The organism is Gammaproteobacteria bacterium (assembly GCA_011682695.1).
GTDB lineage: Bacteria > Actinomycetota > Acidimicrobiia > Spongiisociales > UBA4744 > BMS3Bbin01.
In genome coordinates, this window is the sequence record JAACED010000049.1 from 1 (window position 1) to 21552 (window position 21552).

At 65.7% G+C, this 21552-nt stretch carries 19 protein-coding genes; 9 read left to right on the forward strand and 10 right to left on the reverse strand.

Translation table 11 applies throughout. The annotated features are described in order from the left end of the window. Nucleotides 1-49 precede the first annotated feature (49 nt). A complete protein-coding gene (gene carB, locus GWP04_09545; GenBank protein NIA25795.1) occupies nt 50-3310 on the forward strand; it encodes a carbamoyl-phosphate synthase large subunit in 3261 nt (1086 codons plus the stop codon). A gap of 52 nt (nt 3311-3362) precedes the next feature. Here the strand turns inward: carB and GWP04_09550 are convergent, their stop codons facing one another. Genes GWP04_09550 through GWP04_09560 form a run of 3 tightly spaced genes read right to left on the reverse strand, consistent with a single transcriptional unit; the run spans nt 3363 to nt 6213 of the window. Next, a complete protein-coding gene (locus GWP04_09550; GenBank protein ID NIA25796.1) occupies nt 3363-4226 on the reverse strand; it encodes a branched-chain amino acid aminotransferase in 864 nt (287 codons plus the stop codon). Then, nucleotides 4223-5632 (reverse strand): aminodeoxychorismate synthase component I, encoded by a 1410-nt coding sequence (pabB, locus tag GWP04_09555; GenBank protein NIA25797.1) that lies wholly within the window; start codon nt 5630-5632, stop codon nt 4223-4225. The genes GWP04_09550 and pabB overlap by 4 nt, the downstream gene beginning before the upstream one ends. After that, nucleotides 5629-6213, reverse strand: a complete 585-nt coding sequence (locus tag GWP04_09560; protein NIA25798.1) for an anthranilate/aminodeoxychorismate synthase component II — start codon at nt 6211-6213, stop codon at nt 5629-5631. The genes pabB and GWP04_09560 overlap by 4 nt, the downstream gene beginning before the upstream one ends. A 262-nt stretch (nt 6214-6475) precedes the next feature. Between GWP04_09560 and GWP04_09565 the strand changes: the two genes are divergently transcribed. Both GWP04_09565 and GWP04_09570 read left to right on the forward strand, forming a co-directional pair. Then, the gene (locus GWP04_09565) at nt 6476-8959 is read left to right on the forward strand and encodes a hypothetical protein (protein ID NIA25799.1); all 2484 of its coding nucleotides are present in this window, start codon (nt 6476-6478) and stop codon (nt 8957-8959) included. Further along, complete coding sequence (locus GWP04_09570; protein NIA25800.1) at nt 8956-9519, forward strand: hypothetical protein; 564 nt, start codon at nt 8956-8958, stop codon at nt 9517-9519. Before GWP04_09565 ends, GWP04_09570 begins: the two co-directional genes overlap by 4 nt. Here the strand turns inward: GWP04_09570 and GWP04_09575 are convergent. Continuing rightward, the gene (locus GWP04_09575) at nt 9516-10490 is read right to left on the reverse strand and encodes a zinc-binding dehydrogenase (GenBank protein ID NIA25801.1); all 975 of its coding nucleotides are present in this window, start codon (nt 10488-10490) and stop codon (nt 9516-9518) included. The genes GWP04_09570 and GWP04_09575 overlap by 4 nt on opposite strands. Continuing rightward, nucleotides 10490-10954, reverse strand: coding sequence for a MaoC family dehydratase (locus GWP04_09580; GenBank protein ID NIA25802.1), 465 nt, complete (start codon nt 10952-10954; stop codon nt 10490-10492). The genes GWP04_09575 and GWP04_09580 overlap by 1 nt, the downstream gene beginning before the upstream one ends. A gap of 210 nt (nt 10955-11164) precedes the next feature. Here GWP04_09580 and GWP04_09585 point away from each other — a divergent pair, with 210 nt between their 5' ends. The 3 genes from GWP04_09585 (at nt 11165) to GWP04_09595 (ending at nt 14987) form a co-directional block, all read left to right on the forward strand. Further along, nucleotides 11165-12535 (forward strand): cytochrome ubiquinol oxidase subunit I, encoded by a 1371-nt coding sequence (locus GWP04_09585; protein NIA25803.1) that lies wholly within the window; start codon nt 11165-11167, stop codon nt 12533-12535. Beyond that, a complete protein-coding gene (locus GWP04_09590; GenBank protein NIA25804.1) occupies nt 12532-13593 on the forward strand; it encodes a cytochrome d ubiquinol oxidase subunit II in 1062 nt (353 codons plus the stop codon). Before GWP04_09585 ends, GWP04_09590 begins: the two co-directional genes overlap by 4 nt. A 245-nt stretch (nt 13594-13838) precedes the next feature. Beyond that, nucleotides 13839-14987 (forward strand): hypothetical protein, encoded by a 1149-nt coding sequence (locus tag GWP04_09595; GenBank protein ID NIA25805.1) that lies wholly within the window; start codon nt 13839-13841, stop codon nt 14985-14987. 91 nt (nt 14988-15078) lie between these two features. On the opposite strand, the gene GWP04_09600 is transcribed toward GWP04_09595, so the two are convergent. Together GWP04_09600 and GWP04_09605 are read right to left on the reverse strand one after the other, a co-directional pair. Beyond that, nucleotides 15079-16023 carry a transposase gene (locus GWP04_09600; protein ID NIA25806.1) on the reverse strand — a complete coding sequence of 315 codons (945 nt, stop codon included), beginning with the start codon at nt 16021-16023 and terminating at the stop codon, nt 15079-15081. Between the two features lie 7 nt (nt 16024-16030). After that, on the reverse strand, nt 16031-16264 hold the full coding sequence (locus tag GWP04_09605; protein ID NIA25807.1) for a hypothetical protein: 234 nt from the start codon (nt 16262-16264) through the stop codon (nt 16031-16033). Between the two features lie 254 nt (nt 16265-16518). On the opposite strand from GWP04_09605, the gene GWP04_09610 reads away from it, so the two are divergent. Next, a complete protein-coding gene (locus GWP04_09610; protein NIA25808.1) occupies nt 16519-17604 on the forward strand; it encodes a hypothetical protein in 1086 nt (361 codons plus the stop codon). A gap of 253 nt (nt 17605-17857) precedes the next feature. Here the strand turns inward: GWP04_09610 and GWP04_09615 are convergent, their stop codons facing one another. From GWP04_09615 to GWP04_09625, 3 genes are all read right to left on the reverse strand, one after another. Next, a complete protein-coding gene (locus GWP04_09615) occupies nt 17858-18859 on the reverse strand; it encodes a hypothetical protein (protein NIA25809.1) in 1002 nt (333 codons plus the stop codon). Between the two features lie 76 nt (nt 18860-18935). After that, entirely contained in the window at nt 18936-19454 is a 519-nt protein-coding gene (locus GWP04_09620; GenBank protein NIA25810.1) for a hypothetical protein, read from the reverse strand. 21 nt (nt 19455-19475) lie between these two features. Beyond that, nucleotides 19476-19646 (reverse strand): hypothetical protein, encoded by a 171-nt coding sequence (locus tag GWP04_09625; protein NIA25811.1) that lies wholly within the window; start codon nt 19644-19646, stop codon nt 19476-19478. A gap of 264 nt (nt 19647-19910) precedes the next feature. Between GWP04_09625 and GWP04_09630 the strand changes: the two genes are divergently transcribed. Both GWP04_09630 and GWP04_09635 read left to right on the forward strand, forming a co-directional pair. Then, on the forward strand, nt 19911-20201 hold the full coding sequence (locus GWP04_09630) for a DUF87 domain-containing protein (protein ID NIA25812.1): 291 nt from the start codon (nt 19911-19913) through the stop codon (nt 20199-20201). A gap of 62 nt (nt 20202-20263) precedes the next feature. After that, nucleotides 20264-21552 (forward strand): Fic family protein (locus tag GWP04_09635; protein ID NIA25813.1); only part of this gene is annotated, 1289 nt, incomplete at its 3' end.

Here is a 21552-nt window from a genome sequence, read left to right on the forward strand (position 1 = left end):
ATGCGCAGCATCTCTTCGACGATTTCGTCTCGATGCTGGGAGTGAAGTAATGCCCCGGCGCGACGATCTACGGTCGATCCTGGTCATCGGATCGGGCCCGATCGTGATCGGACAGGGATGCGAGTTCGACTACTCGGGCACCCAGGCCGTGAAGGTACTGCGTGAGCAGGGCTATCGGACCGTGCTCGTCAACTCGAATCCGGCGACGATCATGACCGATCCCGAGTTCGCCGATGCCACCTATGTCGAACCGATCACCGCCGACATCCTCGAGACGATCATCGCCCGGGAGCGGCCGGACGCCCTCCTTCCGACCCTCGGTGGCCAGACGGCTCTCAACATCACGATGGAGCTCGCCCGTCTCGGCGTGCTGGCCAAGTATTCCGTTCAACTGATCGGCGCCGGACTCGACGCGATCGAAGCGGCAGAGGACCGCGGGCAGTTCAAGACCATCATGAACTCGATCGGAATGAGCACCGCCAAATCCGCATATGTGAAGACGCTGGACGAGGCACTGGAGGCGGTCGCCGAACTGGGGTATCCGGCCATGGTCCGCCCGAGCTTCATCCTCGGGGGCGGTGGCACCGGCATCGCCCACGACGAGGCCGAATTCCGCGCCATCGTCGCCGCCGGCCTCGACGCCTCACCGGTCGGCGAGGCGATCGTCGAAGAGGCGATCATCGGTTGGAAGGAGTATGAACTCGAGGTGATGCGCGACGCACACGACAACGCAGTCGTGGTGTGCTCGATCGAGAATCTCGATCCGATGGGTGTGCACACCGGCGACTCCGTCACCGTGGCTCCGGCGATGACTCTGTCCGACCGTGAGTACCAGGAGATGCGCGACGACGCCATCGCCTGCTTGCGAGCGATCGGGGTCGAGACGGGCGGCTCCAATGTGCAGTTTGCCGTCGACCCGGCCACGGGCCGCCGCATCATCGTGGAAATGAACCCGCGGGTGTCTCGCTCGTCGGCGCTGGCATCGAAGGCGACCGGGTTTCCCATCGCCAAGATCGCCACGCTGCTCGCGGTCGGCTACACCCTCGATGAGATTCGCAACGACATCACGGGGGTCACGCCCGCCTCGTTCGAGCCGGTACTCGACTATGTCGTCGTCAAGGTTCCCCGCTTCGACTTCGCCAAGTTCCCCTCGGTACCGCCGGCCCTGGGCACGTCGATGCAGAGCGTTGGCGAAGCGATGGCCATCGGCCGCACATTCCCCGAAGCACTCCAGAAGGCATTGCGAAGCCTCGAGACGGGCCACGCCGGATTGAACGCCGATCCGGCCGAGACGCAACTGTTGGCCGCAGAGACCCAAGCGCTCCTCGACCGCCTGACAGTGCCTTCTCCCGGCCGGCTCTTCGTGGTCGCCGAGCTGCTGCGGCGCGGTGTCGAAGTCGACGAGCTGGCGGACCTCACGTCGATCGACCCCTGGTTCATCGACGAGATCGCCGGTATCGTCGAGCTTCGCCTCGAACTCGAGGCCGCCGAGGCGGAACCGGCGCTCGCCCGGGTGGCGAAGCGTGCCGGATTCAGCGACGCACAACTCGCCTACCTGTGGGGCGACGACGAACAGACGGCGAGGGCCCGGCTCAGAGATTGGGACATCGCCCCCACGTTCAAGACGGTCGACACCTGCGCGGCCGAGTTCGCAGCCCAAACCCCTTATTTCTACGGCACCTACGAAGAAGAGGACGAAACACCTCCCCCCGGCGACCGGACCGTCATCGTGCTCGGGTCGGGTCCCAACCGGATCGGTCAGGGCATCGAGTTCGACTACTGCTGTGTCCACGCCTCACTCGCCCTCAAGGACGCCGGATACGAAACCGTCATGATCAACTGCAACCCGGAGACCGTCTCGACCGACTATGACACCTCCGACCGTCTCTACTTCGAGCCGCTCACCGTCGAGGACGTCCTCGCCGTGATCGACAAGGAGAAGCCGCACGCGGTGGTCGTTCAACTCGGTGGTCAGACGCCGCTGCGTCTCGCCCGCCCGCTTCAGGCTGCAGGTGTCCCGATCGCCGGTACGTCGCCCGACGCCATCGACGTCGCCGAGGACAGGGAACGGTTCTCCGACCTGTGTCGCAAGCTCGGGGTGCCCCAGCCACCGCACGGGACGGCGACGTCACGAGCCCAGGCGCAGGACATCGCGGACACCGTCGGTTTCCCCGTTCTGGTTCGGCCGTCGTATGTCCTGGGGGGAAGGGCCATGCGTATCGTCTATACGGGCGATGAGTTGTCGGCGTACCTCGATGAGTTCGCCGGCAACTCGCTGGGCGACGAGACCGGCTTCAACGAGGCGCCACTGCTGATCGACCGATTCCTCGAAGCCGCCACCGAGGTGGATCTCGATGCGGTGTTCGACGGTCATGAGCTCTATATCGGCGGGGTGATGGAGCACGTCGAAGAGGCCGGCGTGCATTCGGGCGACTCGGCCTGTGTCCTGCCTCCGATGACGCTGTCGCCCGAGGCTCACCGACGCATCCTGGACTACACCGAAAGGTTGGCCAGAGGTCTCGACGTGTGTGGTCTGCTCAACATCCAGTTCGCGATCAAAGGTGCCGATGTGTTCGTCCTCGAAGCCAACCCGCGGGCTTCGAGAACCGTTCCGTTCGTGTCCAAGGCGACCGGCGTACCGCTGGCGAAGGTGGCTTCGAGGGTCATGCTCGGCGAGACACTCGCCGACCTTCGCGGAATCGGTCTCCTTCCCGATCGAGACGATGCGGCGCCCACATTCGTGGCGGTGAAAGAGGCGGTGCTCCCGTGGCCTCGCTTCCCCGCAGAAGACACGATTCTCGGACCGGAGATGCGGGCGACCGGAGAGGTGATGGGACTGGCCGACTCCGTTGGCGCCGCCTACGCCAAGGCGCTCCTGGGAAGCGGCCACATGATACCGACCGACGGCACCCTGTTCATTTCCCTCGCCGACCGCGACAAGCCGACCGGTTTGCAGGTCGGCCGCATCTTCGCCGACCTCGGGTTCCGCATCCTGGCCACCCACGGGACCTCCGAGTATCTGAACCGCAACGGGGTCGCCGCCTCCCACGTCGACAAGGTCGGCGACGGTCCGTGGGATCCGGTTCGCCTCGTCGAGGAAGGCCTCATCTCCATCGTGATCAATACACCTCGGGGCCGGCGAGCCCGCGGGGACGGTGGCCTGATCCGACGTGCCGCCACCCGCAACCGGGTGCCGTGCGTCACCACCATCCAGGGTGGCCTGGCCGTCGCGCAGAGTCTGCAATCCGGCCTTGACGCCGTGACCGAGGTCGAGTCGCTGCAGCAGTACCACCAGCGCGCAACCCGATAATCCCTGAACCCTGGGCTCGTGGGTACCCCCAGGGTATCTGTGAGCCCAGGGTTCAATGAGACAAGGTGCGCACGAGGTCTCCGTAGCGGTTCCCGAGCAGGACGGTGACCGGTCCGGGAACGGCGAAGGTCCGCCCGGCGACTGCCGACACGGGCGCGATCTCCACAAGACTGTTCGTCACGAACACCTCGTCCGCGCCGAGCAACTCCTCGATGCCGCTCGTCACCAACCGGCATTCGACACGTTCACCGGTGGCGATCTCGATGACGGCCTCGCGGGTGACCCCCGGCAGCAGTCCGCAGCCGACATCGGGGGTGAACAGCACGCCGGCGGCGACCCAGAATATGTTGGACGACGTCGCCTCCGAGACATGTCCGCCCGGCGTGAGCATCACGGCATCGTCCGCCCCGGCGTCCTTTGCCGCCTGCTTGGCGAGCAGGGAGTTCATGAAACTCGTCGACTTGATGCCCGCCAACGGTGACGACGGGTCGCGCCGGATCGACGAGATGTCGAGGCGAATCCCGCTTCTGGAGCGTTGCGGGCGATGTTCATGGCTTGTCGCGGTGATGAGAAGCCTCGAGCGGCCGGCACGATCGAGTCCGGTGGGGCCGCACGATCGACCGCCGGTGACCGTCATCCGCACGACGGCGTCGACCTCTTCGAGCCGGTTGACGTGAAGCAGCTCCGCGACGGTTGCGGCGATATCTCCTGTCTGCACGGCGCTGTCGAGACGCAACATCCGGCACCCCCGTTCGAGGCGTTTCAGGTGCCGGTCGAGACGGAACGGTACGCCTCGATACGCCCGGATCGTCTCGAACACGCCGTCGCCGTACAGCACGGTCCGGTCATCGATCGGTATCCGGGCCTCGGCGCGGGACACCAGCTGCCCGTCGAAGAACACCAGCTCGCCAATCATGATCGCCGCCCGCTCGTCAGCAGCGCCTGGAACATTGCCTCGCCCTTGTCGAGCGTCTCCTGATACTCGGCCTGCGGGTCGCTGTCGGCGACGATGCCACCGCCGACCTGAACGTACGCCCAGCCGTCGCGGATGATCATGGTTCGGATCGCCACGTTCAGCTCGTGGGTTCCGTGGAAACCCAGGTAGCCGATGGCGCCCGTGTAGACACCTCGGGCCGTCGGTTCGAGCTCGTCGATGATTTCCATCGCCCGGATCTTCGGTGCTCCCGTCACCGACCCACTCGGGAACGATGCCCGCAGCAGGTCGACGACATCGAACTCCACACGGAGGCGGCCCCTCACCGTCGAGACGAGGTGGTGCACCGTCGTATACGATTCCAGGATGGCGTGTTCGGCCACCTGGACGCTGCCGTACTCGCAGACTCGTCCCAGGTCGTTGCGTTCCACGTCGACGATCATCGACAGCTCGGCACGGTCTTTGGCGCTGGATCCCAGTTCTTCTCGCAGCCGCTCGTCCACGGCCGGGTCCGACGACCGGCGCCGGGTCCCCTTGATCGGCCGCGTCTCGACGTTGCGCCCTTCGACCCGCAGGAATCGTTCGGGAGACGAGGAGGCGACCTGAAAGTCGGCGAAGTCGAGGAACGCGCTGAACGGGGCCGGGTTGAGGGATCGGAGGCGCCGGTACAGCTGCCAGGGCGCATCAACGGACGCGTGGAACCGCTGCGACAGGTTCGCCTGGTAGATGTCACCCGCGTAGATGTACTCCTTGACCCGGCGCACCGTGTCGATGTAGCCGGCCCTGGTGAAATCTGCGGTGAAGCCGCTCTCCGTCGAGCGCTCGGTGGCACACGAAGATCGAGGAGAGTCGAGGCGGTTCAGCGTGGCCTCGATCACCGGTGCGGGGTCGACTCCCCGAGGAAGCGTGACGATCAGGTTCGTCGCTCCGGTCGCGTGGTCCTGCGCCACGACAGTGTCGAAGAAACAGAAGGCCAAGTCCGGCAGGGCGAGGTCGTCGACGGTGCTCGCAGGCAGCTCCTCGAGGTGCCGGCTGAGCTCATAGCCGAGGAAACCGATCGCTCCACCGAGGAAAGGAGGTGCGTCCTTCGGCAGATCGGTCGGTCGAATCGTCCTGTTGGTGAGCAGTGCCCTGAGAATGGTGAAGGGATCTCCGTCGATCTCCTCGACGTGACCGTCGCGATGCGCGATGCGTCCGGCTGAGTCTTTGACGGTCAGCACGAGGTATGGGTCGAGACCCAGAAACGAATAGCGACCTTGTCCTGCGTCCTGGCGGCTGGAATCCAGCAGGCATGCGGGACCGCGACCGGCTTCGGTCTCGAAGTACTCCACCAGTGGCCGATTGTCGGGAAGAGGGACCACGGTGACGGACAGTTCGGTGGGTCTCATCGGCCGGGCGCTCCCACGAAGTTGGCCAGGAGCATCCGACCCTGTCCGGTCATGAACGACTCGGGATGGAACTGGATGCCCTCTACGGGAAACTCGCGATGTCGCAGACCCATCACCACGCCATCGTCGCTGCGGCTCGACACGGCCAGGCACGATGGCACGTTGGCCTCTTCGATGACGAGTGAGTGGTAGCGGGCTGCTTCGAACGGTGAAGGAAGCCCGGCGAAGACACCTGCCCCGTCGTGAACGATGTGTGACGTCTTGCCGTGCACCACCCGGTGGGCGCGTGTGACGGTGCCGCCGTAGGCCTCTGCGATGCACTGGTGACCGAGGCAGACTCCAAGTGTGGGGATCTCGGGTCCGAACTCGACGATGGCGGCGATGCTGATGCCCGCCTGGCCGGGCGTGCCGGGACCTGGAGAGATCACGATGCGATCCGGTTTGGCCGCTTCCACGTCCTGCAGAGTTGCGGCGTCATTCCTGACCACGATCGGTTCACATCCCAGCGACCCGAAGATCTGCACCAGGTTGAAGGTGAACGAGTCGTAGTTGTCGATAACGAGGACGCTACAAGTTCGCATGGGTCCACCCGGGTAGACGTTGCCGGGAATTCATGCGTCCGACCGGGCGCCGTCCCGTTTGCCGAGGGTCCCCATCATGGTACCGACAGGCATCGATCGACGCGGACTCTCTGAACCCTGGGCTCGTAGGTACCCCTGGGGTACTCCTGAGCCCAGGGTTCAGAGATATCGGGCAGTTGATCTGAGTCGCAGGGCTCATGTTCTTTCGTCCTTCCACCTGATAGTTTGACCTTGTTCGACGTCCTGACAGGGGAGGAGACCCATGGCGTCGCGTCGTACCTCAGTCGTGATCGTGCTGGGACTCCTGCTCGCGTTCGCCGCCGCGCCGGTGCAGGCCCAGACCACACAGCCGAACCCCATCGACGAAGTCCTGCAGTTCTTCGACGCCCCGGAGAACGAGCAGTGGACCTCCCGGTTCTTGCGCGAACCGACGCCCGGCAAGGGCCAGATCGAAGATCCAACGGGCGACTTCGTCCATTCGAGCGGTGACGAGCCCGGCTTCACCCCGGATCACATCGACATCACCGACGCGTGGGCGGCCGACCTCTCCCCCGGCGGGCCGCTGTTCGGACCGACGGACGGCACCGACACCATCTGGGTGCCGGGTCCGGGCTACATCGAGACGCCGGACCTTCCGCCCCTGTACACGTTCACGAACGATATGGGCACGTTCGACGGCTCGCAGTTCTCCGACGGCGCCTACCTGTTCGGGTTCGATCTGCGAGCCATGCCCCCGCCGATGCCTCCGGGGCGCTGCGAATACGTCGTGTGGATCAACGACGTCTCCCGGCCGGACACGTTCGAGAACCACCCGAGCTACCCGCTCGATCCTGCAGGTGGAACGAACATGGCGTTCGGCATCGGGTTGAGTCCCGAGGAAGAGGATCTCAGCGGCGCGTTCATGCTGGATCTCACGGACCAGGGTTTCTTCACGACGAGACCCGAGTACGACATCCGCGGTGTCATCGTCGGGTTGCCGGAGCCCGAGCCGTCCGGTGCGAACACCTTCGTCGGCATCTTCGTTCCCAAAGGTGCCATCGGTGAGCTCGGAGGGGCGAACTTCTACAGCTTCTGCGTTCGAGAAGGCTTCAGTTTCGATGCAGCCGACACGGGATCCGACCAGACGGGGCTGATCGGCCTCGGGTTTGCGGATATGGGACAGCTCGAGGTCGACCTTGTCTCCACCGTAGCCCCGGTCGAGACAACAACCCCGGTCGAAACGATCACGACGGCCACGGCAACCACTACGACCGAGGCAACCACTACGAGCACGGCTGCCGCGACGACCGCCACGACCGAGCGTGGGTTCCCCTGGGGGCTGGTCCTGCTCGGCGGTTTGGGTCTCGCGATCGTCGGCTGGTACTTCTTCAAGAAGCCCGGGACGCCCTGCGAAGAGGAATATGCAGCGTGGCAGGCGGCCCTGGCCGAGTGTGAGCGCGCCCAAGCACATGCCGACGATGCCCGACAGGCGTGTTCGGAGGCCCGCGAACACGTGAACGACCTGAAGCAGGAATACGACGAGGTGTGCCTCGATTGGCCGCCGGCGTGCTGGACGACCGAGGACGGCGGGTGGGTCGAAGACGACCGGGGCAACCGTGTCACGTCTCGCGATCTGCATCTGCGCAAGATGGCGCTCGGTGAGCTGTGGGACGACTACAAGGCAGGAAACGTCAGCGCCCAGCAGGTCGAGGAAGCGTGGAAGAAGGCCGCGACGCCCGAATTCCGTGACGAGATGCGCGATCGGGATGCCGAAGCGAGAGCCGAGCTGGAACGTCTCGATGCGGAGATCGCCGAGGCGGAGGCCGAAGCGAACGAGGCCTGTGACGCAGCTACCCAAGCGCAGGAAGCCGCCGACGCGGCCTGCGAAGCCGCCGACGCCGCGCGTCTGCGCTACGAAGAGTGTGTCGGACGGGCGATGGCCGGCGCCGGATCCGAAGGCGGGACAGAAGGCCCGAGCGGACCCTCCGGGCCCGGCATCGCGAGCGGGGATGGAGACGATACTGGGCAACGTGACCCCTGTGAGGGACAGCCGAAACGCAAGGCCGAACCTGCCGGACCTGCGGACCGCATCAACGTGACAGTCGACTTCTCGATGTTCGTCGAGGCTGAACCCGCCTCCAAGCACGGTGAAGATGCCGGTGAACAGATCGTGTTCGATCTCCAGCGGATCGCCCAGGAACTCGACCTGGTCGGTGACCTGATGAGCGCTCGTGGCGCGGGGCTGCAGGTTGCCGGGAACATCAACGGGTACGCGGCAGGCAAGTACGTTGCGAGCACGGCCGGGGTCATCAAGGGTGGCATCGATGCCACCCTGGCGGCAACAGACATAGCGCCGGATGTGCCGACGACTCCGGCCCAGGCGGGCGTCGAGCTGCTGGAGTCTGTCGCGAAGCTGGCCGGGTTCATCACCGGCAAGGTGACCGAGTGGATGCAGAACAACCGGTTGATGACGGCCCGCGTCACGTACTTCTGGCAGGAGATCACCGCCACGCCGTATCTCATCATGGAGTGCCGAACGGGTGAAGGGTGGGTGTGCGTGGAGAAGGTGTGGGAGATCGAGATCAGCAAGCTGCACAAGCGGCGCGGCCCCAGAAGCCGAACGTGGCGGCCGGTGTCGGATCTCGACCGGTCCCGCATGGAGCGGGACTTCCGCCGCCTCGCCGGCGCGGCTGCGAACACAATCAAGAACCACGCGACCAATCTGGCCCGGTGGCGGTCCCGGCACGAACCGGGACCGTGCCCGTGAGCCGAAGGACTCTCGGTCTGATACTCATGATCGTCGGCGGCGCTCTCGCAGTGATCGCCCTGATCGCGATGCTCAGGCCCGGTGAGCCCGAGACCGTCGCTGCTCCGAGTGCCTCGACCGCACCGAGCACCTCCCCGACGACCTCGGCCACCACGACGGAGGTCCCGAGCACCTCCTCGACCACGGAACCGCCGACGACCACGGCCCCGACCACGTCGACCACGATCCCGGTCGACGCGATCGCGACGTTTGTCACCGAGTTCGCCGCGTTGATCGATGCGGGCGATGCCGACGTACTCTTCGATCGTCTCCACCCGGCGGTGCTGGAGGCTCAAGACGCGGATTTGTGCAGGGCGTTCATCGAGCGTGAGATTCTCGAGTTGCGCGACTACCGGCTGACCGGCGACATCACCGGTCCCGTCGCAACGACCTTCGGATCCATGACCGTGGAGATGTACACCGCACCCGTCGCGTTCACGTTTCAGGGCACGGCATTCGATGGCAGTGCGAGCTTCGCCCTCCTGGACGGCGAGGTGCGCTGGTTCGCGACCTGTCGCTAGAGCGTGAGGACGACTTTGCCCTTCGCGGTGCGGCCGCTGAGCGCACCGAACGCACCGCCGTACTCTTCGAACGGATACACGTCGGTGACGCCCGGGTGGAGTGTCCCATCGGCCAGCATCGCGAACAGCTCACGGAAGTTCTCCGCCGACGAGACGGGATCCCGGGCGATCCAGCTCCCCCAGAACACACCGATGACCGCCACTCCTTTGAGCAGTGTGAGGTTGAGCTGCAGTCGCGGAATGGCTCCCGACGCGAAGCCGATCACGAGCAGCCTCCCGTTCCATGCCGTCGAGCGCAACGCCTGTTCGGTCAGCTCCCCGCCGACCGGGTCATAGACGACGTCGACTCCCCGGCCCTGCGTGAGCGCTTTGATCCGGTCGCGCAGGTTCTCGTTCACGTAGTTGACGCCTTCGTCGGCGCCCATTTCGGCGGCGAAGGCGAGCTTCTCGTCGGTTGACGCCCCGGCGATGACCCTTGCCCCCATCGCCTTGCCGATCTGCACGGCGGCGCTGCCGACGCCTCCGGCGGCGCCGAGCACCAACACGGTCTCTCCCGGCTGCAACCCGGCCCGCTGTTTGAGCGCGTAGTAGGAGGTCCCGTAGGTCAGCCCGAATCCGGCTGCGACCTGGAACTCGAGCCCCTCGGGTATCGGGAGGACCGCCGCTGCGGGGACGCTCCATCTCTGCGCGAACGCTCCGATCTGGCCGATCGCCATGACCGGATCGCCGACCACCGGGCTGCTCACACCGTCGCCGACTTCGGCGATCACCCCGGCTGCTTCGCCGCCTGGAATGAACGGAAGATCGGGTTGCACCTGGTACTTGCCTTGGATCACGAGCGTATCGAGGAAGTTGAGTCCCGCGGCCTTCACGTCGATGACGACCTCGCCCGGGCCGGGTCTGGGATCCTCCATGTCACAGATCGCCAACTTGTCCGCGGGTCCCAGCTCGCGACAGACCAGGGCCCGCATCACTCGGCCACTACGAACATCGCGAGCATTTCTGCGACGAGCGCCGGCTTGTCCGCCCCCTTGATCTCGACCGTCACGTTCGTCTTGAGGAGGTAGCGGCCGGGTCCCTTCTTCGTGACTTCGGCCAGGGATGCCCGAGCCCGCACTTCGCTCGGGACCTTGACGGCCTCGAGGAAACGCACCTTGTCCGTGCCGTAGTTGATCGCCATCACAGCGCCCTCGGGCACGATGCCGGTGGAGGACAGAAGATGCGGGAGCAGCGACAGCGTCAGGAACCCGTGGGCGATCGTCGTGCCCCAGGGCGTCGCCTTGGCTTGTTCCGGGTCCACATGAATGAACTGGTGATCGAGGGTCGTGTCGGCGAACGCGTTGACGCGCTCCTGATCGACCATCACCCAGTCGGAGACACCGAGATCACACCCGATGTAGTCGTCGAGCTGATCGGCGGGAACGACGTATTGCATGACCACTCCTTTGGAACCTTGATCGGCGCGCCGGTCAAGGTACCAGGCGAACGGTGTCGAACCTGACGATCCAGATCCAGCTCGCGGACCGCCTGGCCATTCGTGTCGCCGGGTCCCGGCCGGCGTATCCGTTGGGCTGTCTGCGCAGCCCCGACCCGGCTTCTTTTCACGAAACCACCTCTCGGCCCGGGATCTTGATAACGTTGAGCCATGGACATGGTGCTGACCGTTGCCGCTTCGGAGGCCAATCTGTTCGCAGCCCGGTACCAGATGGCGACCAGCCTCGGCTTCCACATCATCCTCGCGGCGGCCGGCGTCGCGTTCCCGTTCATCACGCTGCTCGCCCACCGGAGGGGTCTGCGCCACAACGACCCTGACGCCCTGCAGCTGGCGAAGCGCTGGGCGAAGGTGATGGCGGTCCTCTTCGCCGTCGGGGCGGTGTCGGGCACCATCATCAGCTTCGAGATGGGCATGCTCTGGCCCGGCATGATGGGTCCGTTCGGCGACGTGATCGGTCTGCCGTTCGCCCTCGAAGGTGTTGCGTTCTTCGTCGAGGCGATCTTCATCGCCATCTACCTGTACGGCTGGAACCGGCTTCCCGCCCGCACCCACTACCGCACGCTGTACCCGATCGTCGTGTCCGGTTTCATCGGGTCGTTCTTCATCGTGTCGGTGAATGCCTGGATGAACTCTCCGGCCGGCTTCACCCTCACCGCCGCCGGCGAAGTCACGAACATCGACCCGTGGGCAGCGATGCTGAACCCGGCGACGGGCGTCGAGTACATACACATGCTGTTCGCGGCCTACATGCTGACCGGCTTCACGGTCGCAGGCGTGTATGCGGTAGGACGGTTGAAAGGCCGCACCGATCGCCTCCACCGGCTCGGGTTCATCATCCCATTCGTCGTCGCGTCGATCGCCGCCCCTCTCCAGGTGGCTGTCGGTGATGTCGCCAGCCGCCGTCTCATCGATGCGCAGCCTGCGAAGTTCGCTGCGATGGAGCTGCTCCCCGAGACGACCGCCGGCGCGCCGATGACGCTCGGCGGCTTCCTCGTCGACGGCAAGGTTCGCGGCGCCATCGAGATTCCGGGCCTGGCCTCGTTCCTTGCCGCCCGCGACTTCAATGCCGTCGTCCCCGGTCTCGATTCGGTGCCCGCCGACGAGCGGCCCCCTGCCAACATCGTGCATTGGAGTTACCAACTGATGGTGGCCCTGGGTACCGGTCTGCTCGCCCTTTCCGCCTGGTTCGCGTTCATCTGGTGGCGGAAGCGAGACGTCCCACAGGGAGTGTGGTTCTGGCGTTTCGCTTCGCTGGCAGGCCTGGGGGCGATCGTCGCGCTGGAAGCGGGCTGGGTCACCACCGAGGTGGGCCGCCAGCCCTGGATCGTGCACGGCGTGGTGCGTACCGCGGACGCGGTGACCGCCGCCGAGGGCATCGTCGTGACCGCCGCCGCGATCACCGCTCTCTACCTGGTCTTGGGCGTGGTCACCTTGGCAGTGCTGCGGCGCATGTCGCGCCGTTTCGCCGCCGGTGAGGATGTCGCGACACCCTACGGACCCGAAGGGGAGGTCACACCGTGAGCTTCGCCGACGTGATTCTGGTGGTCATCTGGGTGGGCGTGTGCGCCTACGGCGTGTTCGGGGGTGCGGATTTCGGCGCCGGCATCTGGGATCTGTTCGCCGGAGGGCCCGAGCGCGGAGCCAAGGTCCGTTCGCTTCTCGAGCGGGCGATCGGACCGGTGTGGGAAGCCAACCACGTGTGGCTGATCTTCGTACTCGTCTACGCGTGGACCGCGTTTCCGGAGCCGTTCGTCGCGATCGCCACCACCCTGTACATCCCGTTGACGTTGACAGCGTTCGGGATCATTCTGCGTGGCACCGCGTTCGCGTTCAGGAAGTGGTCGGATACGCTGCCCAGCCGGCGATTCTTCGGGGCGACCTTTGCCGCATCGTCGGTTCTGACCCCGTTCTTGCTCGGCACCGTCGCCGGAGCGGTCGCTTCGGCCAGGGTGCCGCTCGGTAACGCAGCCGGCGATCCGATCACCTCGTGGCTGAACCCGACTTCGCTGGTCGCCGGGTTGCTCGCCGTGGTGGCCTGCGCGTTCATGGCGGCCGTCCTGGTCTGCAGGGTCGCCTCGGCGGAGGGTTCGACGGAACTCACCGACTACTTCCGCCGACGGGCATTTGGCGCCGGGGCGGCCACTGGAGTGGTCGCGCTGGCCGGCATCGTGGTGCTTCGTGCCGATGCCCCCGCGCTCTTCGAAGGCCTCACGTCGGCCCGGGGCATCCCGATCCTCGTCGTGTCGGCGGTTGCCGGGATCGTCTCACTGTGGCTGCTGGTACGTGACCGGTTCGTCATCGCCCGCGCGTTCGCGCTGCTCGCCACCGTCTCGGTGCTGTGGGGCTGGGCAGTCGGCCAGTACCCGTACCTGCTCGAGGGCAACGTGACCGTGGACGCGTTCGCCGCTCCCAAGCTGGTGCTGACGGGGCTGCTGATCGCCTTCGCAGGGGCGGTCCTCATTGTCATCCCGGCGCTGGCATGGTTGTTCTCCCTGACCGACCGGGGTGTCCTCACCGAGTCGGACGGCTCGATGAGCGAGAGCTCCGATGCGCTGCTGGAGCGCCTGACCAAGACCTGACGGCGACGGTGCACGGCGTCCCGACAGGCCGATCGATAGGCGCGACAGAGCCCCGCGCGGAGACATGCTCTCTGATAGCGTTGGGGAAGCGGAGTCCCCGAGTGACCGAGGCATGTGAAGTGAGCTGGAATCGGCGAGGACGACACCGCGCAGCCGGCCCGCCGAAACACCGCACCGCTCCGTCGCCATCCGCGAACGCAGCCGCCTCGCACGCACCGGCGTCGGCGCACACCAACCGCTTCGTTGTGATCGACACGGAAACAACGGGTTTGTTGAACGCTGATCGGATCGTCGAAGTTGCAGCCGTCGTGATCGATGAGAGCGGGGTGGTGATCGACGAGTACGACACTCTCATCAACCCTCAGCGCAATGTGGGACCGACGAGCGTCCACGGAATCACCGCTTCGATGGTGTCGGCGGCGCCGACGTTTGACGAGGTGGCGGCAGCACTCGCCCTGCGGATCAACAACGCGGTATTGGTCGCTCACAACCTGACGTTCGATGCCCGCTTTCTGGCAAACGAATACCGGCGGATCGGCGCCATCCTGGAACCCGGGCGAGGCTTCTGCACACTGCGCCTGTCGGGCGAGCGCCTCGACATGGCATGCAGACGACATGGCATCCCACTGGAGAACCACCACCGCGCGCTGGCGGATGCTCGAGCGTCCGCCTCCCTCCTTGCCTGCCTGCTCGACGACGATGCCCGGGGCCGGCCAGCCACCGTCCGAGGTCTCGACACGCCCCTCTCACCGAGAACGCTCCGACGGGAGGGCCTTGCACAGGGCCACCCGAGGGTGCTCCCGCTCGTTGTCGGCGCAGCGCGATACCCGACCGCCAACGAAACGCTGCTGGCGTACCTCGACATGCTGGACCGTGTCCTCGATGACGCGGTCATCACGCAGGTCGAGCGAGCGAGCCTCACCGCGTTGGCTCGACAGATCGGGCTTTCACCCGAGCAGGTCGCGCAAGCCCACCACGCCTACTTCAACCAGATCCTCACTGCCGCACACCGCGATGGGATGATCACTCCGGAGGAGCATCGCCTTCTCGGCCTCGTGGCGACGGCTCTGGGCATCGACCCGGATTCCGTGCCGCCGGTGACCCTCACCACTCGAGTGGCCGGCCTGTCGTCGTATGGCCCAGGAACGCGCATCTGCTTCACGGGATCGGCGCTGTCATCACACGGAGAACCGATAGCTCGAAGCCGACTCGAAGCCATGGCGGCCCTCGCCGGCTACCAGCCGGTCGGCAACGTCACCAAGAAAGGCTGTGACCTCCTGGTCGCCGCCGACACTGTATCGATGTCGGGCAAAGCACAGAAAGCCCGCTCGTACGGAATCCCGATACTGGATGCGGCCACGTTCTATGACGAGATCGAGTCCGCCGGCCGCTGAGTAGCGTTCCGCTGGTTCCGGAGGTGAGGTTCCGTCAGGAGATCGTTCCGCTGTTGGAGGGTGTTTGGCGCCGGGACATCGTTCCGGCGGGTTATCGCAGGATCGGGGAGAGTTCGTAGGCGCCGTTGTGGATGATCTCGCCGTCGAGGTTGACGACGATGACTTTCTTGTCGCGGATTTTGATGATGGCGGTGACGTACTGGTGGGTGTGGTTCTCGTCGACGGTGATGCGTTTGCCGAACAGGTCGACGCGCCGGTCAGAGCGTATGTATCGCACGACCTGGATGCGACCCCGGGCGGGGAGCCGTGTCGGGGGCTGGTAGTCGACGGATAGCGGGTTGCGGTTTCGCCCGTTCCAGATTACGGCGGGGGTTGCGCCGCCGTGGGCTGTGTAGCGGTGGTGGGTGTTGTGGAAGGCGACGAAAGCGGCGTTCTCGGTTCGGAGATGTTCGACATCTCCGAAGATCTCGGTACGGAAGAACGACTTGTCCCACACGTCGTTGAAGTGTTCGACGATCCCGTTGCGCCACGGCTCCCGCAGGGGAATGAACCGTGGGGTCACACCGAGATCGAGGCAGGTGGCGACGACGGGTCCGAAGTGCTGCCAAGCGGGCTGGATGCCGCCCCGGAAGTTGGAGTGGTTGTCGAACTGAGCGACTGCCGGTATCCCCACCTGCGACCAGATTCCTGTCAACGACGCCGCGATCAGCGGCGGGCGTACCACTTCGATGATGTCGTTGCCGACTTCGTGGGAGCCGACATCGATCAGGTTGAGGGCGTGGAACCCGACGCCACCGACCAGGTGCCGGGGACCGACCATGTCGATCTGGTGGGTAGCCCCCGGTTCGAGGTTCCCCGGGTTTGGATACGGCACTCCCTTGGAGACATAACCTCCCTGGCGTCGACGGGGCCGGCTCACGCCCGCCCGTTGGAGTACCCGCTCGATAGTACGAGCCGGCGGGATCGGATCCACTCCCAGTCGTCGCAGCTCCCATTGGATCGCCAACGACCCGTACTGGGCTCTCGGGTTCGCCACCAGCCGTTCACGGGCCGCCAGGACCTGGTCGCGTAACCCATCGTCGATCCTGGTCGGCGAAGAGAGCGGCGCCCGAGACCTCCCTTCGGGCCCATCCCTCGTCGTGGCCTACCTCGCCATGACGGGCAACCCACTTGCGCACCCAACGCGCCGTGCGACCCAACGACACCGCAATCTCCTCGGGGCTCTCACCGGCCAACCGACGCCGAACCGCCTCTTTACGTAGCTTCTCCTCCGACACCGTCTGCCTCCTCGTTCGAGCAATGAACCGAAGAGTCAAACCGGAACGATGTCCCGGCGGAAACCGACCTCCCGAAGCGGAACGATCTCCTGACGGTCACAACGGAACGATGTCCTGGCGGGTCTCACCTATCAACCGGTACCGACAGATACGGCAGGTGGCACGCCCGGCCAAGAAGTGAGGAATCGGCCTACCGGCTCTGATGTGCACCACGCCGAGTGCCACACGCCGAGACAGGCCGGTATCGTCAACCTGTGTCCCCATGCAACGACGCTGCAGTCCCGTACAGCTCGACGAGCGAACGGCTGGTCCCAAGACGACTTTCGTCCACAGCCGCTGATATCGGACTGGTCCGCAACCCAGAGATCGACTATCCGGCCAAGTACCGTGGGACGCTGCTCGCCGGGGCGATCGGCGATGCGCTCGGACGCCCGGCCGAAGGCATGCGACCCTTCGACATTCAGGCCAGGTACGGGGCCCTCCGGGACTTCCAGCCTTGGCATGGGTGGCGGGGCGGCCCGAAGGGCACGATCACCGACGACACCCAGCTCACCATGCTGCTCGCCGACTCGATCATCGCCAATGGCTGCCTCGACCCGGGCGATGTCGCTGCCCGATTGGTGGCGTGGCTGCCACACGGCCGTGGCAAGGGCAGAGCCACCACCGAAGCGGTACTGCGACTCCAGGCCGGCACTCCTTGGTTCGAGGCCGGCACCCCGTCTGCAGGCAACGGCGCGGCGATGCGGGTGGCACCGATCGGACTGCTCCATCCGCTCGATGTCGACGACCTCCGAACCGATGCGGCGGTGAGTGCCGTCGTCACCCATGCCGATCCGATGGCGGTCCTGTCGACGGTCGCGCAGGCGTTCAGCGTCGCCTATCTGTTGCACCAACCACCGGGGAAACTCGACGTCGACGACTACTTCGAGTCGCTCGAACTGGTCCTCGCCGACCTGCACGATCCGGGTGCGCCGGAGCGCCGCACGTCGGCCGGCCCCGATCCGGTGCGGCTCGCCGACCGACTCGTCGAACTTCGGGGCATGCTCGACCTCACACCGGAGCAGGCGTTCGACCGGCTGTGGAACGGCGCGTTCGTTTTGGAGTCGCTCCCGGCTGCCCTCTGGACGTTTCTAAAGACCCCGGACGACCCGGAGCAGGTGATCGTTACTGCCGTCAATCGCGGGCACGATGCCGACACAGTCGCGGCGATGGCCGGGAACCTGGCCGGTGCCTATATGGGCGCGGGCTCCCTTCCCGGCCGCTGGCTGGATGATCTCGAGTTCGCTGACGAGCTGTGTGTCGAAGCGGACGGTCTGCTTCGCCTCGCCGATCTCACCTGACGGATCTCCCCCGCCCTCTGGCATGAATTGACGGTTCCCCTCACGCCGAGCACGTCGCAGACCTCGGCGTGCAGTCCTTCGTGAGCGTAGAAGGACGGTATCTCCGCCATGTCCGGAACCTGGCCGGGTCGGCGGTCTCCCGAACGATGGGGCGGCCAGGTGAGGTCGTGCCGAATCCGTTGGACTTGGCCGGCTCGCGACGCTCAAGGTGTGAGGTGCAGGGCGCACCTCCCACGGGATCGGCTTGAGCCGGCTACGGCGTGGGGTGGTCCTCGAGCCAGGCTCGCAGCAACTTGGCGTTGGCCTGATGCTCTTCGTACGTGACGGCATAGCGGGTCTCGCCCGTCTGCAGGTCGATGGTCACGTAGAACCACCAGTCACCCGGCGGTGGGGCCAGGAACGCGTCGATGGACGCCTCGTCCGGGGAACAGATCGGGGTGGGAGGCAGACCGTTGTGCCGGTACGAGTTGTACGGTTGGTCGGACGCCCGTTCCTCGCTGGTGGTGAAGGTCCGGTCCTCGGGCACCGGATAGAGGATGATCGAGTCCATCTGCAGAGGCCCGCCGCCGGCCAGCCGGTTGACGAGCACACGCGCCACCTTGGGCTTCTCGTTCTGGTTGTACGTCTCCTTCTCGATCACCGAAGCGGCGGTCAGCACCCGGTACCACTGGTCGCGAGGAACCCCGCGCTCTTGGAGTTGCACTACCCGCCGATCCACCATCGCCTGCACGACGGTGAGGGCGGTGGCGTCGGCGGCGACCTGGTAGGTACCAGGCGCCAACCACCCTTCTGGGTTGCCACCGGCCTCGGGCGGCAGGACCATGTCGGCGATCGCCGCCTCCACATCGGCCACGTCGAAGCCGAAGGCGGAGGCAATATCCGCCGCCAGGTGCTTGGTGAGGGCGCCGCCCGGTGCGACCATGCCCGGCCCAGCACTCGGTTTCGGCACCCACACGTACCCATCCGGCGAGACCAGCGCGGTGGTCGTGGTCGCCGGCAGTGTCGTGGTCGTTGTCGAGGGAGCCGACGTGGTGGTGGTCGTCGTGATCGTGGGAGCCGTCGTCGAGGTCGGGACGGCCGGGGTGCTGGGCGAGGTCGACGGAGCCTCCGTCACGGAGGTCGCAACCGCGACGAGGTCACCCACCGTGCCATCTCCGCGGTCGTCACGCCCGTCGGTGAGTACCAACCCGACGATAGCCACCACCGCCAGCACCGCCAGGACGGCCAGGTTCCTCGCCAGGGCTTTCGATCTCACGGGCACCATGATGGCTTGTACAGATGGCAACCCTGAAGTCGAGTGCCCGACGGGCCAACGGAGTGACGGCCGACGGTCACCTGGAGAACCATGGGTGTGTACCGAACTGGTTCCTGGGGACCGGCTCGCCCCGTTCGACGTACCAGGCGAAGCCCTGCACCACCGAGGACAGGTACGCCTTCAGCCGGGGGCGCACCCACAGCAGATGCGGCAGCCAGCGGAACACCAGCGGCACGCGTTGCAGCACGTGCGGGGAGACGACGATCCGCAGGGTGCAGTGCCCGTCGTCGATCGGCGTGATCCGCCACGACACGAACGACGTCTTCCCGCCGGGGACGCCGATGTCGAGGTCGTAGCCGACCCCGTCGATCCAGTTTCGGAACCGGCGCTCGTACACCACCTCGTTGAGGTACTGCACCTCGTCCCGGGACCCGACACCGGGCCACTCCCGTACCAGGTTCTCTTCGCAGAACGGATGGCAGCGTTCGAGGTTGCCGGGCGTCGAGATGGCCACCCATACGTCGCCTGCGGGGGCGTCGACCGTGCCGGTCACCCCCACCGGCCACCTGAACCCACGCACCGCCGCGTTCTCCATCTCGGACGCATCGTACCGACCTCAGAAAAGCCGGCTCGGCTGCCAATCGCCGGCTCGGGCTTCGAGGCCGTCGAGGATGAGGTCGAGGCCGAACTCGAAGGACTGGGCGAAGCTGTAGCCGGGCTGCATCACATGGTCGAGCGTCAACTCGGCGAGGTGGGGATACTCGTCCGCAGGGAACGCGGCGGCCATCGCCTCGGCGATCTCTTGGATGCCTTCACCACCGCCTCAGACCTGGACCCCGACGCGCACGTTCTCGAGCTGCACCCGGAGCAGGCAGTCGTGACGTGGACGTCATGGAGCGAATGGCGGGAAGAGACAGAGCGGTAGGCGCGACAAGTGCCGAGACGAGGCGCCTCTATGACGCGGGCCACGGCGGCCACCGGTTGGTGCCGGGCCGGCCGAGGGCTCGCCACTCGCCCCGTCGCAGACGCCTCTCCCTGCTCGAGCTTCCCCATGAGCCAGAGTACGTGGAGCGAACTCGACGTCTGGTCAGCTCCTGCTCAAACCGGCCCTCGACCACCGCTTCGCACCTGCGTGTTCGTCAGGGCCGGGTGCGGCAAGTCGGACCTGGCGAGGCTGCTGATCTCCAAACTGTATGAGCAGACCCCGCCGGGCGGCATGCTGATCTTCGACCCCGAGGGCGAACGTACCTTGCCCGATCAGCTCGGCATACCCGGACCGGTGTCGGTGCCACACCTGACCAGTACGCCCGTGGCAGCCTTCCAAGAACTACTTGTCAAGTAACTACTAAGTCGTTACGATTTAGTAGTAGAACTACTAGACTCGTTGTAGTTCGCGAGATACCGATGAAACGACCACAGACCGCCCCAACCCTGGCAGCCTCACTGGCCGCCGTGCCCACAGAACGAACGCCGGCAGTGCTCGCTCACCTGTCCGGACCCACCGTCAGGGGCCGCTACTTCCACTGGGATGAGCTCAGGAGGCGGACACCACCAGGCGATCTGACCCTCGAGGAGTGGTGGCTGACGCTGAAGCTTGCCAGATCCCAGGGGCGGCGAAGCTTGCCGTTCATGGACAATACCGGAGCTCGCTTCACCTACATCTTCACCGATGAGGCGCTCTCGCTTCTGCACCGGATCGATCGCTTCGCGTCCGGTCGCATCGGCGCGCCTGAAGCCATCACCGATGCCAGCACCCGGGATCGCTACCTCGTTTCGAGCCTGATGGAAGAGGCGATCAGCTCCAGCCTGCTCGAGGGTGCTGCCACGACACGGCCGGCGGCCAAGGCGCTGCTCCGATCTGGACAGGCGCCCCGCACACGTGGGGAGCGGATGGTGGTGAACAACTACCGGACGATGCAGTTCATCCGAGACGACCTCGATCGTGATCTGACCCTGGACATGGTGCTCGACATCCATCGGATGATCACAGAAGGCACCCTCGACGACCCTGATGGCGCCGGCAGAATCCAGCAGCCAGGCGACGAGCGTGTCGTCGTGGGCGATCCCACCGACGCGTCGGTCATTTTCCATACGCCTCCGCCCGCAGAGCAGGTGCCCGGCCTCCTGGATCAGTTGCTGACGTTCGCCAACGCATCGGAAGAGGAGCCGTTCGTTCATCCCATCGTGCGGGCGGTCGCGCTCCACTTCTACCTTTCCTACCTCCATCCCTTCGTTGACGGCAACGGCAGGACCGCGAGGGCGCTGTTCTACCGCTCGATGCTGCGGCAGGGTTATTGGCTGGCCGAGTTTCTCTCCATTTCGCGTCTGCTGTATCGGGCACCGGCCCAGTACGGTCGGGCCTTCCTCTCCACGGAGACGGACGAAGCGGACTTCACCTACTTCCTACTTCATCATCTGGACATCGTCTCGCGGGCGATCGACGAACTGCTGGAACACCTGGACCGCAAAGTGGCTGAGGTCCGCGGCGTGGAGCGGACGCTCCGGTCGATCCCAGGCCTCAATCATCGCCAGCTCGCCTTGCTGTCACACGCGTTGCGGCACGCCGACGCCGTGTATACGTTCGAGTCGCATCGAAACAGCCACAACGTGACGTATCAGACGGCGCGTACAGACCTCCTCGATCTGGAGGCGCTGGGTCTTCTCGAACGCAACAAGGTCGGACGTCAGTATCG

Coding starts and splice junctions, on each gene's coding strand:
- carB (NIA25795.1), top strand. CDS start 50: ATGCCCCGGCGCGACGATCTACGGTCGATCCTGGTCATCGGATCGGGC.
- GWP04_09550 (NIA25796.1), bottom strand. CDS start 4,226: ATGATTGGCGAGCTGGTGTTCTTCGACGGGCAGCTGGTGTCCCGCGCC.
- pabB (NIA25797.1), bottom strand. CDS start 5,632: ATGAGACCCACCGAACTGTCCGTCACCGTGGTCCCTCTTCCCGACAAT.
- GWP04_09560 (NIA25798.1), bottom strand. CDS start 6,213: ATGCGAACTTGTAGCGTCCTCGTTATCGACAACTACGACTCGTTCACC.
- GWP04_09565 (NIA25799.1), top strand. CDS start 6,476: ATGGCGTCGCGTCGTACCTCAGTCGTGATCGTGCTGGGACTCCTGCTC.
- GWP04_09575 (NIA25801.1), bottom strand. CDS start 10,490: ATGCGGGCCCTGGTCTGTCGCGAGCTGGGACCCGCGGACAAGTTGGCG.
- GWP04_09580 (NIA25802.1), bottom strand. CDS start 10,954: ATGCAATACGTCGTTCCCGCCGATCAGCTCGACGACTACATCGGGTGT.
- GWP04_09585 (NIA25803.1), top strand. CDS start 11,165: ATGGACATGGTGCTGACCGTTGCCGCTTCGGAGGCCAATCTGTTCGCA.
- GWP04_09620 (NIA25810.1), bottom strand. CDS start 19,454: ATGGAGAACGCGGCGGTGCGTGGGTTCAGGTGGCCGGTGGGGGTGACC.
- GWP04_09625 (NIA25811.1), bottom strand. CDS start 19,646: ATGGCCGCCGCGTTCCCTGCGGACGAGTATCCCCACCTCGCCGAGTTG.
- GWP04_09630 (NIA25812.1), top strand. CDS start 19,911: ATGAGCCAGAGTACGTGGAGCGAACTCGACGTCTGGTCAGCTCCTGCT.